The sequence below is a fragment of the Pseudarthrobacter sp. alpha12b genome (assembly GCF_054130495.1).
Genome location: NZ_CP196746.1, coordinates 1,695,344 through 1,709,983, shown reverse-complemented (window position 1 = coordinate 1,709,983; position 14,640 = coordinate 1,695,344). Strand labels below are relative to the sequence as shown.

Annotated in this window: 13 protein-coding genes and 1 tRNA gene; 7 read left to right on the top strand and 7 right to left on the bottom strand. The window is 64.4% G+C overall.

Annotated features, from left to right (window positions below):
• Positions 1-105: 105 nt before the first annotated feature.
• The 6 genes from ACTAQI_RS07785 to aceE form a co-directional block, all read right to left on the bottom strand.
• On the bottom strand, positions 106-1,341 hold the full coding sequence (locus ACTAQI_RS07785) for a beta-ketoacyl-[acyl-carrier-protein] synthase family protein (RefSeq protein ID WP_457950468.1): 1,236 nt from the start codon (positions 1,339-1,341) through the stop codon (positions 106-108).
• A 174-nt stretch (positions 1,342-1,515) separates the two neighbouring features.
• The gene (locus tag ACTAQI_RS07780) at positions 1,516-1,761 is read right to left on the bottom strand and encodes an acyl carrier protein (RefSeq protein ID WP_009359314.1); all 246 of its coding nucleotides are present in this window, start codon (positions 1,759-1,761) and stop codon (positions 1,516-1,518) included.
• A 77-nt stretch (positions 1,762-1,838) separates the two neighbouring features.
• Positions 1,839-2,900 carry a beta-ketoacyl-ACP synthase III gene (locus ACTAQI_RS07775; protein WP_457950467.1) on the bottom strand — a complete coding sequence of 354 codons (1,062 nt, stop codon included), beginning with the start codon at positions 2,898-2,900 and terminating at the stop codon, positions 1,839-1,841.
• Positions 2,897-3,826 carry an ACP S-malonyltransferase gene (locus tag ACTAQI_RS07770; protein WP_457950466.1) on the bottom strand — a complete coding sequence of 310 codons (930 nt, stop codon included), beginning with the start codon at positions 3,824-3,826 and terminating at the stop codon, positions 2,897-2,899. Before ACTAQI_RS07770 ends, ACTAQI_RS07775 begins: the two co-directional genes overlap by 4 nt.
• Before the next feature lie 88 nt (positions 3,827-3,914).
• Entirely contained in the window at positions 3,915-5,159 is a 1,245-nt protein-coding gene (locus ACTAQI_RS07765) for a PucR family transcriptional regulator (protein ID WP_457950465.1), read from the bottom strand.
• A gap of 243 nt (positions 5,160-5,402) precedes the next feature.
• Positions 5,403-8,144, bottom strand: coding sequence for a pyruvate dehydrogenase (acetyl-transferring), homodimeric type (gene aceE / locus ACTAQI_RS07760; protein ID WP_457950464.1), 2,742 nt, complete (start codon positions 8,142-8,144; stop codon positions 5,403-5,405).
• A 426-nt stretch (positions 8,145-8,570) separates the two neighbouring features.
• Here aceE and ACTAQI_RS07755 point away from each other — a divergent pair, with 426 nt between their 5' ends.
• From ACTAQI_RS07755 to ACTAQI_RS07725, 7 genes are all read left to right on the top strand, one after another.
• Complete coding sequence (locus ACTAQI_RS07755) at positions 8,571-8,990, top strand: DUF3052 domain-containing protein (protein WP_457950463.1); 420 nt, start codon at positions 8,571-8,573, stop codon at positions 8,988-8,990.
• Positions 8,987-9,481 carry a peroxiredoxin gene (locus ACTAQI_RS07750; RefSeq protein ID WP_457950462.1) on the top strand — a complete coding sequence of 165 codons (495 nt, stop codon included), beginning with the start codon at positions 8,987-8,989 and terminating at the stop codon, positions 9,479-9,481. The genes ACTAQI_RS07755 and ACTAQI_RS07750 overlap by 4 nt, the downstream gene beginning before the upstream one ends.
• Positions 9,482-9,487: 6 nt before the next feature.
• Positions 9,488-10,408: an NAD-dependent protein deacetylase gene (locus ACTAQI_RS07745; protein ID WP_457950461.1), complete on the top strand. Its 921-nt coding sequence runs from the start codon at positions 9,488-9,490 to the stop codon at positions 10,406-10,408.
• Positions 10,409-10,504: 96 nt separating this feature from the next.
• Positions 10,505-10,580 (top strand) — tRNA-Val (locus tag ACTAQI_RS07740).
• A 99-nt stretch (positions 10,581-10,679) separates the two neighbouring features.
• Positions 10,680-10,970 carry a hypothetical protein gene (locus ACTAQI_RS07735; protein ID WP_457950460.1) on the top strand — a complete coding sequence of 97 codons (291 nt, stop codon included), beginning with the start codon at positions 10,680-10,682 and terminating at the stop codon, positions 10,968-10,970.
• Between the two features lie 247 nt (positions 10,971-11,217).
• Complete coding sequence (locus ACTAQI_RS07730; protein ID WP_457950459.1) at positions 11,218-12,015, top strand: IclR family transcriptional regulator; 798 nt, start codon at positions 11,218-11,220, stop codon at positions 12,013-12,015.
• 147 nt (positions 12,016-12,162) lie between these two features.
• On the top strand, positions 12,163-13,509 hold the full coding sequence (locus ACTAQI_RS07725; RefSeq protein WP_457950458.1) for an MFS transporter: 1,347 nt from the start codon (positions 12,163-12,165) through the stop codon (positions 13,507-13,509).
• A 62-nt stretch (positions 13,510-13,571) separates the two neighbouring features.
• Here the strand turns inward: ACTAQI_RS07725 and ACTAQI_RS07720 are convergent, their stop codons facing one another.
• The gene (locus ACTAQI_RS07720; RefSeq protein WP_457950457.1) at positions 13,572-14,636 is read right to left on the bottom strand and encodes a D-2-hydroxyacid dehydrogenase; all 1,065 of its coding nucleotides are present in this window, start codon (positions 14,634-14,636) and stop codon (positions 13,572-13,574) included.
• Positions 14,637-14,640 lie beyond the last annotated feature (4 nt).

Here is a 14,640-nt window from a genome sequence, read left to right as displayed (position 1 = left end):
AAGGATCCGCGGCACCGCAAAGCACTAAACCCTCCATAACAAAAAGGAGGCCCCGCCAAGCCGGCGGGGCCTCCTTTTGTGTCCGGGTAGTCCCCGGGGCAGCGGCTAGATGCTGCGGATGGCCACGACTGCGTTGTGGCCGCCGAAACCAAACGAGTTGCTCAGGGCTACGATGCTGCCGGCCGGCAGGTCGCGGGCGGAGGTGACGACGTCGAGCGGGATCTCCGGATCCTGGTTCTCAAGGTTAATGGTGACCGGCGCCTTGCGCTCATGGACGGCGAGCACGGTGAGGACAGCCTCCACCGCGCCGGAAGCGCCCAGGAGGTGGCCCATCTGTGACTTCGTGGCGGAGACCGCCACATTGTCCACGTGGCTGCCCAGGGCGGCACGGAGGGCCGTGTACTCGGGCTTGTCGCCAACAGGGGTGGAGGTGGCGTGTGCATTGACGTGCACCACGTCTTCAGCCTGGATCCGGCCGTCGAACATGGCAGCCTTCAGCGCACGGGTGGCGCCGAGCCCCTCGGGGTCCGGAGCGGTGATGTGGTACGCGTCAGCGGTGACGGAGGTACCCGCCAGCTCGGCATAGATGCGGGCCCCGCGTGCCAGGGCGTGCTCCTCGGCTTCGAGGACCAGGGCGCCGGCGCCTTCGCCCATGACGAACCCGTCACGTGCGGTGTCGTAGGGGCGGGAGGCGCGCTCGGGCGCATCGTTCCGGCGGGAAAGCGCCTGCATGGAAGCGAAAGCTGCCAGCGGCATGGGGTGGATGGCAGCCTCCGCGCCACCGCACATCACCACGTCTGCCTTGCCGGAGCGGATGAGCTCCAGGCCAAGGTGCATGGCCTCCGTACCGGAAGCGCAGGCAGAAACGGGGGTGTGGGCACCGGCGCGGGCGCCGAGGTCCAGGCTGACGGCCGCGGCCACACCGTTGGGCATCAGCATGGGAACAGTCATGGGCAGGACCCGGCGCGGGCCCTTTTCCTTCAGGGTGTCCCAGGCATCCAGCAGGGTCCAGACCCCACCAATGCCGGTGGCAAATGCAACGGCCAGACGGTCCTGGTCGAATTCGGTGATGCCGGAATCAGCCCAGGCTTCCCGGGCAGCGATGACGCCGAACTGGGTGGAAGGGTCCATCCGCTTGGCTTCAACGCGGCTGAGCACGTCCAGGGCCGGGGTGCTGCAGCGGGCGGCGAAGTGGACGGGGAGCTCGTACTTGGCCACCCAGTCGTCCTCCAAGGTACGGGCACCGGAGACCCCTTTGAGGGCGTTGTTCCACATCGTGGGTACATCGCCGCCGATGGGCGTGGTGGCACCCAGACCGGTAATGACTACTTTGCGTGTCATGGGATCACTCTTTCGTCGGTGGGGAGTCCGCCTGCGCCTGTCGCAGGGTCCCGCACATATTGATGATCGGCCAGTCCCGGTCGGGGTTCTGCGCCGGATAAATGCGGCGGGCTGCCGGTCCGGTCAGTCCGGACCGGCAGCCCTGCCAAGCCGTAAGACGGCGAAAGCCTGTTACTAGGCCTGTGCTCCGGCGATGAAGCTGACGGCGTCGCCAACGGTCTTGAGGTTCTTGACCTCTTCGTCGGGGATGCGCACGCCGAACTTCTCCTCGGCGTTCACCACGATGGTCATCATGGAGATGGAGTCGATGTCCAGGTCCTCGGTGAAGGACTTGTCCAGCTCGACGGCCTCCGGGGCCAGGCCGGTTTCTTCGTTGACGATTTCAGCCAAGCCGGCCAGGATCTCTTCGTTGCTAGCCATTGGTGGCTCCTTTTCTTGTATTGCCGGCAGGGGCTGCCGGAAACGGTCCGGGCCGCGGTTGCGACCCTTGGGCGTATCTAGGGAAGGACAACTACCTGTGCGCCGAAGACCAGTCCGGCACCGAAACCGATCTGCAGGGCCAGCCCGCCGCTCAGCCCCGGGTTCTCCTGCAGGAGCCGGTGCGTTGCCAGCGGGATTGAGGCAGCGGACGTGTTGCCGGCCTCGGCAATGTCCCGTGCCACTGTAACCGTCTCGGGCAGCTTCAGCTTCTTCACCATCTCATCGATGATGCGCATGTTGGCCTGGTGGGGGATGAAGGCCACCAGGTCTTCAGCCTGGATGCCTGCGGCATCGAGTGCCTGCTGGGCCACCTTGGCCATCTCCCACACTGCCCAGCGGAAGACGGTCTGGCCGTCCTGGCGGAGGGTGGGGTACAGCTCCTGGGCTTCTTCCAGGAGTGCGAGGTCGCCCGTGGAGTCTGACTGCCGGGCGGCAAGGCCCAGGTCGCGGACGTCAAGCAGGGAACGGGTCATGCCGATCGCATTCCACTTGCTGCCGTCGGAGCCCCACACGGAAGGGGCAATGCCCGGGGTGTCGGAGGGGCCGATGACCACCGCGCCGGCGCCGTCGCCGAGGAGGAAGGAGATGGTGCGTTCGCGGTTATCGATGACGTCGGACAGCTTTTCCGCGCCAACCACCAGGACGTACTTGGCGGCGCCGGACCGGACCAGGGCGTCCGCCTGGGCAATCCCGTAGCAGTAACCGGCGCATGCGGCGGAGATGTCAAAGGCAGGGGCGGGAGTGGCGCCGATCCTGTCGGCGAGGCTGGCCGCGGCGGAGGGAGTGGCATAGGGGTGGGTCACGGTGGAGACAATCACTGCACCAAGGTCCGAGCCCTCGATGCCGGCCTTCTCCATGGCTTCGCGGGCAGCCCCCTCAGCCATGTCGATGACGCTGACATCGGCAGCCGCGCGGTGGCGGGTGACGATGCCGGTGCGCTGGCGGATCCACTCGTCCGAGGAATCGATCCACTGGCAGACATCCTCATTGGTGACGATGACGTCCGGCCGGTACGCCCCAAGGCCAAGGATGCGGGTGTGCTCCTGGATGGGAGCCTGTTTCAGCGTGGGAACGCTCATGCGTTGCCCTCCAGTTCTGCGAAAAGGGCCAGTGCGGCGGACAGGTCATCGGGGGTCTTGACAGCAACGGTTTTGACGCCGGGCATGCCGCGCTTGGCCAGCCCGGCCAGCGTGCCGGCGGGGGCAAGTTCAATCACTCCGGTAACGCCCCGCTTCACCATGGTTTCCATGCACAGGTCCCAGCGGACCGGGCGGGACACCTGGGCGATCAGGCTTTCGACGGCGGCACCGCCGTCGGTGACCTCCCCGCCGTCGTAATTCGACAGCAGGGGCACCTTCGGTGCCACGGGGTTGAGCTTCGGCGCCAGCGCCTTGAGCGCACTGACGGCGGGCTGCATGTGGCTGGTGTGGAACGCGCCGGCCACCTTCAACGGGATGACACGGGCCTTGGCGGGTGGGTTGTCGGCCAGGGCCTTCAGCTGCTCGAAGGTGCCTGCCGCCACCGTCTGGCCGGCACCATTGACATTGGCGGGCGAAGCACCGGCAGCCTCAATGGCTGCCAGTACGTCGGCCGGGTCACCGCCGACAACGGCGCTCATGCCGGTGGGTGTGACAGCTGCCGCGGCGGCCATGCCGTTGGCACGCTCGCGGACGAACGTCATGGCTTCCTGTTCGGTCAGCACGCCGGCGAGGGCGGCTGCGGTGATCTCGCCCACTGAGTGGCCGGCCAGGATTACGGGGAGGGAATTGAGCTCCACATCGAAGAGGGAGGCCGCGGCGACGAGCCCGGCGGCAACGATCAGGGGCTGCGCCACGGCAGTGTCCTTGATGGTTTCCTCATCGGAGGTGGTTCCATGGGCTATCAGGTCGATGCCTGCGATGTCACTCAGGGAGGCCAGTTGGCCTGCCACCGAGGGAAGTTCCAGCCAGGGGGCAAGAAAACCCGGGGTCTGTGAGCCCTGTCCAGGGCAGACTATTGCAAGCACGTAACCAGCTTTCCAAATTACTGTGTGATCCAGCGGTGTTTCTCCGCACCAAGCTCACGGGGTCAGGTTGTAGGAAGTCTACAATGCCTCAGGCCTGGTTCCGGGACGCCTGGCGCTCCGTGGCGGCCTTCGGCGGGGCCGCAAGACGGCCCACCACCAGAGCGGCCTGCAGCACGAATGCCTCCCGCGGCAGCAGCGGATCCCACCCCGTGACATCGCAGACGCGCTTCAACCGGTAGCGCACTGTGTTGGCGTGGACGAAGAGTTCCCGGGCCGTGGCCTCCAGTGAGTGGCCCAGCTCCAAGTAGGTTCCCAGCGTCTCCACAAGGCCGTTGGAGGCAGCCAGGAGCGGGCGGTAGATGTTCTTCACGAGCGACCGCCGCGCAGCGTCGTCCCCGGAAATCACCCGTTCCGGCAGCAGGTCATCGGCGGCCACTGGACGGGGTGCGGACGGCCAGGCGCGGGCTGCCGTAAGGCCCGCAAACGCGGATTGGGCGGAGCCGCTGGCTTCCACCAGCGAACTGGCCTCGGGTCCGTAGACCACAGGTCCGGGGGCGAACATGTCGCTCAGCTTTATGTACGCGGTTTCGCGGTCCTGCACTCCGCCCAGAATGAGGATCAGCCGATCGCCCTGGATACCCACCAAGGCATCCTCGGCGTAACGCCCGGCCATCCGCCGCAGTTCGCTGACATAACTGGCGCTGGGTTCGGACGGTGAATTCCCCACCATCACTGTGAAGCGCTCCTGCGCCTTCCAGCCCAGGGCTGCGATGCGGGAGCGCAGGGCGTCGGTGTTTTCGCCGCGCAGGATCGCATCCACGATCAGGGCTTCGAGCCGGGTGTCCCAGGAGCCGCGGGACTCAGCGGCACGGGCGTAGACGTCGGCGGCGGCGAAGGCGACTTCCCGTGAATACCGCAGCACAGCTTCGCGCAGGGATGGCTGGTCCGCCTCCGGTGCAATAACGGGAACCTGGTCCTCCACCACCTCCACCACAATCCTGATCAGCTGCAACGCTTTCTGAAGGCTGATCGAACGGGTCAGCTCCGTGGGGGCCGTCCCAAAAACGTCGGTGAGGATCCAGGAGGGCGAGCTGGGCCGCTCGTACCAGGTGACGAAGGCTGCGATTCCGTTCTGCGCCACCATCCCCAGCGCCGACCGCTCGTCCGCGCTGAGCCGGCTGTACCAGGGCAGCGACTGCTCAAGCTTGCGCATGGTGGTGGTGGAGAGCTGGCCTACGTTGGCGCGGAGCTTCTTGAGGGTTTCGGACTTCTCCGGCGTGACCTTCGGCGGGGATGGTTTCCGCTTCGAGGACGGGCTGGCTGATGCTGGCATTCTTTGAGCATACGGCCACCGATGCGCAAGCTCCATTTGTGCGAAGGCTACAACACGCCTTGTCGCGGATCACAACGGGGACGGGGCTCTGGGTGCCGGCCATCCTGGACAGGACGACGGCGGCCCTCACCTTGTGGGGTGAGGGCCGCCGTCGTTATTGCTGCGGTTGGAAATTTTGGGCAGATATGACGGGGTCAGGACCGCTGATGTCCCGGTATCTGCCCAAAAACTTCCCGGGGGTGCCTAGGCTTCGCCGCCGGCGTTGCCGGTGGTGCCGGCGTTGACGTTGAGCAGCTTGTACTTCTCAATCGCCTTGACCGGGGCGTCGACATCCACCTCGCCGCGGCGCGCCAGCATTTCGAGGGCACGGACCACGATGGAGTGGGTGTCGTTCTTGAAGAAGCGGCGGGCTGCTGCGCGGGTGTCGGAGAAGCCGAAGCCGTCGGCGCCGAGGGTGGCGAATTCGTTGGGGACGAACTGACGGATTTGGTCCGGGACGGCTTTCATGTAGTCGGAGACTGCGACGATGGGGCCGGTGGCGCCTTCGAGCTGCTGGGCGACGAACGGGGTGCGGGCGGGCTGGCCCGGGTTGAGGAAGGCTTCCTCTTCGGCGGCGAGGCCGTCCCTTCGGAGTTCGTTCCAGGAGGTCACTGACCAGACGTCGGCGGAGACGTTCCAGTCATCGGCCAGGACGCGCTGGGCTTCGAGGGCCCAGGGCACGGACACGCCGGAGGCGAGGATCTGGGTGCGGGGACCGTCGATCTTTGCCGGGGCGAGCAGGTAGATGCCCTTGATGACGCCTTCGATGTCGAGGTTTTCCGGTTCGGCGGGCTGGACGATGGGTTCGTTGTACACGGTGAGGTAGTACATGACGTTCTTATCGTCCGAGTCCGGCCCGTACATGCGTTCGAGGCCGGAGCGCATGATGTGGCCGATTTCGTAGCCGTAGGCGGGGTCGTAGGTGAGTACGGCGGGGTTGGTGGAGGCCAGGAGGGGGGAGTGGCCGTCGGCGTGCTGGAGGCCTTCGCCGGTGAGGGTGGTCCGTCCTGCGGTGGCGCCGATGATGAAGCCGCGGGTCATTTGGTCTCCGGCGGCCCAGAAGGCGTCGCCGGTGCGCTGGAAGCCGAACATGGAGTAGAACACGTAGACCGGGACCAGCGGGACGCCGTGGGTGGCGTAGGAGGTGCCGGCGGCGGTGAACGCTGCCACGGCGCCGGCTTCGTTGATGCCGGGGTGGATCAGCTGGCCTGCGGGGGATTCCTTGTAGGCCAGGACCAGGTCCCGGTCCACCGACAGGTAGTTCTGGCCCTTGGGGTTGTAGATCTTCGCAGTGGGGAAGAACGCATCCATGCCAAAGGTACGGGCTTCGTCAGGGATGATCGGGGCGATGTGCTTGCCGAAGTTCTTATCCCGCATCAGGTCCTTCAGGAGCCTGACGAACGCCATGGTGGTGGCGGCCTGCTGCTTGCCAGACCCGCGTTTGGCCACCTCGTAGGACTTCGCCTCGGGCAGCACCATCTCGGCGTGGGTGTCGCGGCGTTCCGGGACGGATCCGCCCAGGGCGGCGCGGCGCTCCATCATGTACTTGATTTCCGGGGCGTCGTTACCGGGGTGGTAGTACGGCGGCCGGTACGAGTCCTTCTCCAGCTGCTCGTCGGTGACCGGGATCCGCAGGTGGTCGCGGAACTTCTTCAGGTCATCAAGGGTCAGCTTCTTCATCTGGTGGGTCGCGTTGCGGCCCTCGAAGTGCGGTCCGAGTCCGTAGCCTTTGACGGTGTGGGCGAGGATGACGGTGGGTTTGCCCTTGAATTCGGTGGCGGCCTTGTAGGCGGCGTAGACCTTGCGGTAGTCGTGGCCGCCGCGCTTGAGGTTCCAGATCTGGTCATCGGTGAGGTCCGCGACGAGGTCCTTGGTCTGCGGGGTTTTGCCGAAGAAGTGTTCGCGGACGAACCCGCCGGATTCGGCTTTGTAGGTCTGGTAGTCCCCGTCCACGGTCTCGTTCATGATCTTCACCAGTGACCCGTCGGTGTCGCGGGTGAGCAGGTCATCCCATTCCCGGCCCCAGACGACCTTGATCACGTTCCAGCCCGCGCCGCGGAAGAACGCTTCGAGTTCCTGCATGATCTTGCCGTTGCCGCGCACCGGGCCGTCCAGGCGCTGGAGGTTGCAGTTGATCACGAAGTTCAGGTTGTCCAGGTTCTCGTTCGCCGCGAGCTGGAGCAGGCCGCGGGACTCGGGCTCATCCATTTCACCGTCGCCCAGGAACGCCCAGACCTGCTGGTCACTGGTGTCTTTCAGGCCCCGGTTGTGCAGGTAGCGGTTGTTCTGGGCCTGGTAGATCGCGTTCATCGGGCCGATGCCCATGGACACGGTGGGGAATTCCCAGAACGTGGGCATCAGGCGCGGGTGCGGGTAGGAGGACAGGGCATGGCCTTCACGGGACTTTTCCTGCCGGAACCCGTCCAGGTCCTCCTCGGACAGGCGCCCTTCCATGAACGCCCTCGCGTACATGCCGGGGGAGGCATGGCCCTGGAAGAAGACCTGGTCCCCGCCGCCGGGGTGGTCCTTGCCGCGGAAGAAGTGGTTGAAGCCGACCTCGTACAGGGTCGCGGCCCCGGCGTAGGTGGAGATGTGTCCGCCGACCCCGATATCGGGCCGCTGCGCCCGGTGCACCATGACCGCGGCGTTCCACCGCATGTACGCCCGGTACCGGCGTTCGAATTCCTCGTTGCCCGGGAACGCAGCTTCCTGGTCCACCGGGATCGTGTTCACGTAATCGGTGGTGGTCACCATCGGCACCCCGACGCTCTGCGCGCCCGCGCGCTGCAGCAGGCTCCGCATGATGTATTGGGCACGCTCGGTGCCCTGTTCCCTGATCAACGCGTCCAGGGACTCAACCCACTCGGCAGTCTCTTCCGGATCACGATCAGGCAGCTGGTTAGTCAACCCGCTGAGGATATGGGAGGTATCTTCTCCTGCAGCCACGTCCAACCTCTCTTTGCGCGCATGAATCGGCGCACTCAGGCCAGGCAGGGTGACTGCCCGGCGTATATACGCCGTGTGCGACGTATCGGTTACAACAACCCGGTCATGTGTGCCGGGCAGCTTCCTAGCGCTCCTATGTCTGCACGGAGTCACAAGGTTGTCGTCCGCAGGCATAGTTGTCATCAGCCACTCTAGCCCTGACGGCAACACGATGCGTAGCTGCGGCCCCGGCGCTGCAGTTGTATTTCGTTCGTCATACTGGTTGTGTGACGAAAAGCCCCTGCAACGGGGCTGCCGAGGCCGGATGTGACGCAGAATATGCGCAGTCGCGGGGGCGGCAGCTTGAAGCGCAGGCACAAAGGGTGTTGGCTTGGGAGTAATGGAAATCACTATGCACACTGCATATATGAGGCATTGGAGGAACACGTGAGCGAGGCCGACGCCGCCACTTCGGTAAATGTGGCGGAAAAATTGGGTTTCAAAAATGGGGATCTGATTCAGGAGTTCGGTTACGACGACGACGTCGATTTCGACTTGCGTGACGATATTGAGGACCTCACCGGTTCCGAGATGCTCGACGAAGACGACCATGAGGTGGCGGATGCCGTTATCCTCTGGTGGCGCGACGGCGATGGGGACCTGGTTGACAGCCTGATGGATTCCCTCACAACCCTGAGCGAAAACGGCGTTGTTTGGGTGCTTACCCCCAAGTCCGGCAGGAATGGCTACGTTTCGCCGGCGGAAATCCAGGAGGCTGCACCCACGGCCGGCCTGCACGTCACCACCTCAGCCGGAGTCTCAAAGGACTGGAGCGCCGCCCGTCTGGTCAGCAGGAAGAACAAGTGACGGCAGCGGTTGAAACCGCCGCCGCAGCAGTTCCGGCGCTGGGCGCTGCAGCACCTGAATTTGAGCTTGCCAACCAATACGGCGAGCCGGTGACGCTGTCGTTCTTCCGGGGGCAAAATGTGGCGCTGGTCTTTTATCCCTTTGCATTCTCCGGCATCTGTACCGGCGAGCTTTGTGAGATACGGGACAACCTGGGCATGTTTGAGGATTCGAACGCAGTTGTCCTGGCGGTGTCAGTGGACAGCAAGTTCAGCCTCCGTGCCTACGCCGCGCAGGAAGGCTACACCTTCGACCTCCTTGCCGACTTCTGGCCGCACGGGGCCGTGGCCACTGCCTACGGCGTGTTCGACGCCGGAAGCGGCATGGCAAAGAGGGCCACCTTCATCATCGACGCCGAGGGCATGATCCGGTACAGCGTGGTGAACCCCCTCGGCAAGGCGCGCGACTTCAACGAATACCGCACCGCCTTGGCGGATCTGAAGCAGGCCTGAGGAAGCATGGCTGGGCAGCGGCGGGGGACAGGCCTTACCGGCTTTGCCAGCATGCCGCCGGTGGCCCCTGCCCCGCCTTCCGGCCATGACCTCCAGATTCTGGTCCGGATCCGGGACCTGCTCGCAGGGTCCCCCTTCGCTCTGCTGACGGGCGCCGGCCTCAGTACCGACTCCGGCATCCCGGATTACCGGGGTCCGGATTCACCGCCCCGTTCACCTATGACCTACCAGGAGTTTGTCCGGGACGCAGCCAACCGGCAGCGTTACTGGGCTCGAAACCACATCGGGTGGTCCCACATGCGGCACGCGGACCCGAACCAGGGCCACTACTCGGCCGCCGAGCTGGAGCGGCGCGGCTACCTCACCGGACTGATTACCCAGAACGTTGACCGCCTGCACCAGGACGCGGGCAGCTCCAACGTGGTCGATCTCCACGGCAGGTATGACCAGGTGGTCTGCCTGGACTGCCGGCGTACATACTCCCGGCGTCTGCTGGCCGGTGTTTTTGAGGAGCTCAACCCCGGGTTCCTGGAGCGGGCAGCAGCTGGCGGGCTGGTGGAAATGGCGCCTGACGCTGATGCCACCGTAGAGGACCAGGCGCTCATCAACAGCTTCGTGGTGGCAGTCTGTCCTGCCTGCGGCGGCACCCTGAAGCCGGACTTCGTCTACTTCGGGGAGAATGTGCCCAAGGACCGGGTGGAACGGTCGTACACAATGGTGGACGAGGCAGCCGCCTTGGTGGTGGCGGGTTCGTCGCTGACCGTCATGAGCGGCCTGCGGTTTGTAAGGCACGCTGCCAAGAAATCCAAGCCCGTGGTAATCATCAACCGGGGCGCCACCCGGGGCGATGACAAGGCGACCATCAAGCTTGAAGCCGGCGTCAGTCAGGCGTTGGATTACCTTGCCGCGGAACTTCCTGGCCTGTAGGAGAAGCGTTCTTCCATGGATTCGCGTTTCCGGTCTATCGTCGGGTAGAGTCTATGTTCGTTGGTTACGGCGGAACGGCCGGAAACCGCACGATTTGGGTCTTTAGCTCAGCTGGTAGAGCGCCACGTTTACACCGTGGATGTCATCGGTTCGATCCCGGTAGGACCCACCATCAACACCCCGTTGCCCCGCCTTATGGCGGGGCAACGGGGTTTTTTTGTTCTGTCTTCCTCCTGACGTGATTGTCGGTGCCTTGCCATAGCTTGCAGGAATGGAACACGTCATAGTGCAAACAGACAGCGACGGAATCCCGACGGCGGTGCTGGGCCGGGGCAGGGAATGGGCAGTGGGTGCCGAGCCGGTGAGATGGTTCGAGCGCATCAACTGGTGGGAAACCAGCCGCAGGATGCCCAAGGGCAACAGCGGTGTGGACGTCGAGGTCCTGCAGTTGCAGGTCAGGCTGGGAAACAATCGCAGGTCGGCCTTGACCACCATGTATCTCCAGAGGGATGGAGTGGGCGGCGGTTGGCGCCTGAGGGAGCCGGTGGCGGGTGCAGCCTGAGGGGCCGGGCCCCAGCCGTTTGTCCGCGGGCATTGGAAAGCCCTCCACCGCGACTATTGGGGGATGCCGCGGTGGAGGGCCTGGGATGAATATACCGTGAACTCCCGGAAACAAAAAGCCACGCCTGGCTGGCAGTAGCCGGAAGCCGGCTGGCACCGTCCGCGCCCCCAGCAGCCAGCCATTATGATGGTTGGTGTTCAGCTGGATGAATGCGACGTCGAGCGAAAGCGCCTATCGAAGGAGAATCATGGCCGATTCCCGAACCCCCCGTTCCTCTGACGGAGCGGGAAGCGCTTCGCCGGCGCCGGCCGTCACCCGCGCTGCTGCCGTACTGGAAGCCCTCGCTGCGTCGGCGGGCGGAAGGCTCACCCTCAGCGATCTTGCCCGTGAGTTGGGGATCCCGAAATCCTCCACCTCCAACCTGCTGCTGGCGTTGGAAGAGGCCCGGCTCATCAACAGGCAGGGTGCCGAGTTCACGCTGGGCCGCAAGCTGGTTGAACTCGGCGCGGCATACCTCAGCCGCATGGACGAGGTCCAGGAGTTCTACAGGTACTGCGAGCAGGCACCCACCCTCTCGGGGGAGACCGTACGGATTGCCATGCTGGACGGGTCCAACGTCATCTATCTTGCCCGCTATGAGGGCCACCCGGCTGTCCGGCTGACGTCGAACATCGGGGACAAGATGCCCGTTTCGCTGTGCGCCGTGGGCAAGGCCCTGATTTCCAGGCTGCACGACCACGATATCGACGACATGTTCCCTGATAATGCCCAGCTTCCGGTCCTGACGCCCAAGTCACTTAAAACCGGCCGCGAGCTCAAGGCGCAGATCCAGGTAATCCGCGATCAGGGCTACGCCTTTGAGGACGAGGAATCCACGACGGGCGTGGTGTGCCTTGGTGTGGCAGTTCCCACCAGGGGGTCCCATGGTCCCAGCCTTGGCTTGTCAGTAACGGCGTTGAAGGCCACCTATACGCCGGAGCAAGGGACGCAGATGGTCAAGGAACTGCGGGAACTCGCGCAGTCACTCGGCAATCCCATGGGGTAGGCGGGGCACTGCTGAGACGAATAAGACTCCACTGCTTGCCAACTGTTCAACTTGCTGTACTCTGTTCAACATAGTGATCAGCATTGTTTGGTGCTGTCGCTGACCCACCAGGCCAACGGGGGCCTGGCGTGTGATGAGGGAGTTCTTGTGACAACTCGTACTAATGCACCGCACATCGCTGAAGGTGCCGCCGTCGATGCGGACCAGCTGCGAAGGGCAACTCTTGCAAGTTCCGTAGGTTCGGCACTGGAGTATTACGACTTCTATATCTACGGCCTTGCTTCCGCACTGATCTTCGGACCGCTCTTCTTTGCGCCGCTCGGCGAGAGCGGGGCTGTGATCGCCTCCTTTGCCACTTACGGAGTGGGGTTTGCAGCCCGGCCGTTCGGCGGCATCGTCTTCGGCTACATCGGTGACAGGTTCGGCCGCAAAATGGTCCTGATCCTCACCATCGGCCTGATGGGCATGGCCAGCTTCGCGATCGGGCTCCTTCCCACCTTCGAACAGGCCGGGATGCTCGGGGCGGTCCTCCTTGTTACCCTTCGCATCATCCAGGGCCTCGGTGCCGGGGCCGAGCAGGCAGGTGCAACAACGCTCATCTCCGAAGTCGCCCCGCGCCGCCGTCGTGGTTTCTTCGCCTCCCTTCCTTTCGTCGGGATCCAGCTGGGCACCCTGCTGGGTGCGGGAACCTTCGCGCTGATGGCCTTGGCTGACAGATCAGTCCTGCAGGGCTGGCTGTGGCGGGTACCGTTCCTGGCCAGCTTCATCCTGATCGCCATCGCAGTGTTCATCCGCCTTCGCCTCAAAGAGACTCCTGTCTTCCAGGAGCTGGAAAAGCACAAGGCAGTGGCAAAAAACCCTGTTGGCCAGATTTGGAAGCATTCCAAGAAGAGCGTCCTTGTGGGTATTGGCCTGCGCATGGGCGAAAACGGCAACTCCTCGATCTACTCGGCGCTGCTGGTTTCCTTCATCAGCATGCCTGCCGGGGTCTTCGCGGGTGACAAATTCATTGGTCCCACCGGATTGCTGATCGCCGCTGGATTCGCCGCCTTCATGGTGGTCACCTTTGGTGCTCTTTCCGACCGCTATGGCCGCGTTCCCGTGTACCGCTACGGAGCCCTGTTCCAGACCGTCATCGCACTTCCGGCTTTCTACCTGGTGACCCTGGGCAACGTCGCGCTTGTCTGGGTGGTCATGGTGGTGGGCATCGCCCTGGGTGTGCAGGCCATGCTTGGTCCGCAATGTGCGCTGCTGCCGGAGCTGTTCGGTTCCCAGCATCGCTTCACCGGTGTGGCGCTGAGCCGCGAAATCTCGGCGGTCCTCGCCGGCGGATTCGCTCCCATGATCGGCGTTGCGCTCCTGGCTGCCACCAACCACTCCTGGCTGGTTCCCGCGTTCTACTCGCTGGTCCTGGCGCTGATCTCGTTCATCACCACCTTCTTCACCCCTGAAACACGCGGGCGGGACCTCGTGCTGGTAGAGGACGCCAGCTAGCTACCCCACAAAAGTGCCCGGCCGGTTCAACCGGCCGGGCAGTTTGCCGTAGCAGTGACGTGTCAGTAGAAGTGGATGGTGTCCACGAGGTGGTGCAGTTCGCCACCGTCAAGGAAGGTGCGCAGGTTGCTGCAGAAGCGCTCCGCGATCAGCCTGTTCTCGGCGGCGCTCAGGGCGGAGGTGTGCGGGGACACCAGGACACTGGGGTGGCTCCATAACGGGCTTTCGAGGGGGAGTGGTTCCACCGCGAATACGTCAAGGCATGCGTAGGAGACCTGGCCGTTGTCCAGGGCTTCGAGGAGCGCCTCCTCGTCAACCACCGTTCCCCGTCCCACATTGACGAACACGGTGCCGGGCTTCATTGCCGCGAAGACGTCGCGGTTGAAGAGCTTGTCCGTGTAGGGCGTACCCGGAAGGGTGTTGACCACCGCATCGGCACTGGCGAGGAGGGATGGCAGGCTTTCGTTGCCGGCCACCTCCTCGATGCCGTCCAGGGGCTCCACGGTCCTCTTGGTCCCGCTGACGGTCATGCCCAGGGCACCGGCCAGCCGGGCTGTCTCAAGGCCGATCTCACCGAGCCCCGTTACCACCAGCTTTGATCCGCTCACCAGCCTGGTGGGGGTCCGGAGCGCGGGCCAGGCCTTCTCCTGCTGGTCGCGCACCAGTTCGGCGGTGCGCTTGAAGCCGTTGAGAATGCCCATGACGGCGAATTCCGCCAGGGGCAGGGCGTGGACCCCGGCGGAGGTGGTGACCTTGAATTTCTGCAGGAGCTGAGGGTCCAGCCCTGCGGCCTTCACGGCACCGCCCGCTCCGGCTGCCATGGCATGGATCCACTGGAGGTGTTCGTTTTCCACCGCGATACGTGCCAGGCCCACGGGGCTTTCGTTGGGGAAGCCGTAAAGCACTTGGGCGCTGTTGAGCATCTGCCAATAGCGCTCCTCCTGTTCCGGGCTGCGCTGGAAGCCGGGATCTCCTGCATGGTCTGCGGGAAACCGCTCCGGCGGCAGCAGGTCGGGTTCGTAGAGGACCGAAACGGCGGGAGCGACGGCCCGGATCCGGTCTACCAGCTCGGCTTCGAGCGGGACGGCGATGGCCACGGTAATTTGAGACGTCATGGCGTTCATCATACTG

Excerpts from the sequence above, each read along its gene's own strand:
- ACTAQI_RS07745 (WP_457950461.1), top strand. The coding sequence starts at position 9,488 with ATGGCTGGGCAGCGGCGGGGGACAGGCCTTACCGGCTTTGCCAGCATG.
- ACTAQI_RS07775 (WP_457950467.1), bottom strand. The coding sequence starts at position 2,900 with ATGAGCGTTCCCACGCTGAAACAGGCTCCCATCCAGGAGCACACCCGC.
- ACTAQI_RS07720 (WP_457950457.1), bottom strand. The coding sequence starts at position 14,636 with ATGATGAACGCCATGACGTCTCAAATTACCGTGGCCATCGCCGTCCCG.
- ACTAQI_RS07780 (WP_009359314.1), bottom strand. The coding sequence starts at position 1,761 with ATGGCTAGCAACGAAGAGATCCTGGCCGGCTTGGCTGAAATCGTCAAC.
- ACTAQI_RS07730 (WP_457950459.1), top strand. The coding sequence starts at position 11,218 with ATGGCCGATTCCCGAACCCCCCGTTCCTCTGACGGAGCGGGAAGCGCT.
- ACTAQI_RS07785 (WP_457950468.1), bottom strand. The coding sequence starts at position 1,341 with ATGACACGCAAAGTAGTCATTACCGGTCTGGGTGCCACCACGCCCATC.
- ACTAQI_RS07735 (WP_457950460.1), top strand. The coding sequence starts at position 10,680 with ATGGAACACGTCATAGTGCAAACAGACAGCGACGGAATCCCGACGGCG.
- ACTAQI_RS07765 (WP_457950465.1), bottom strand. The coding sequence starts at position 5,159 with ATGCCAGCATCAGCCAGCCCGTCCTCGAAGCGGAAACCATCCCCGCCG.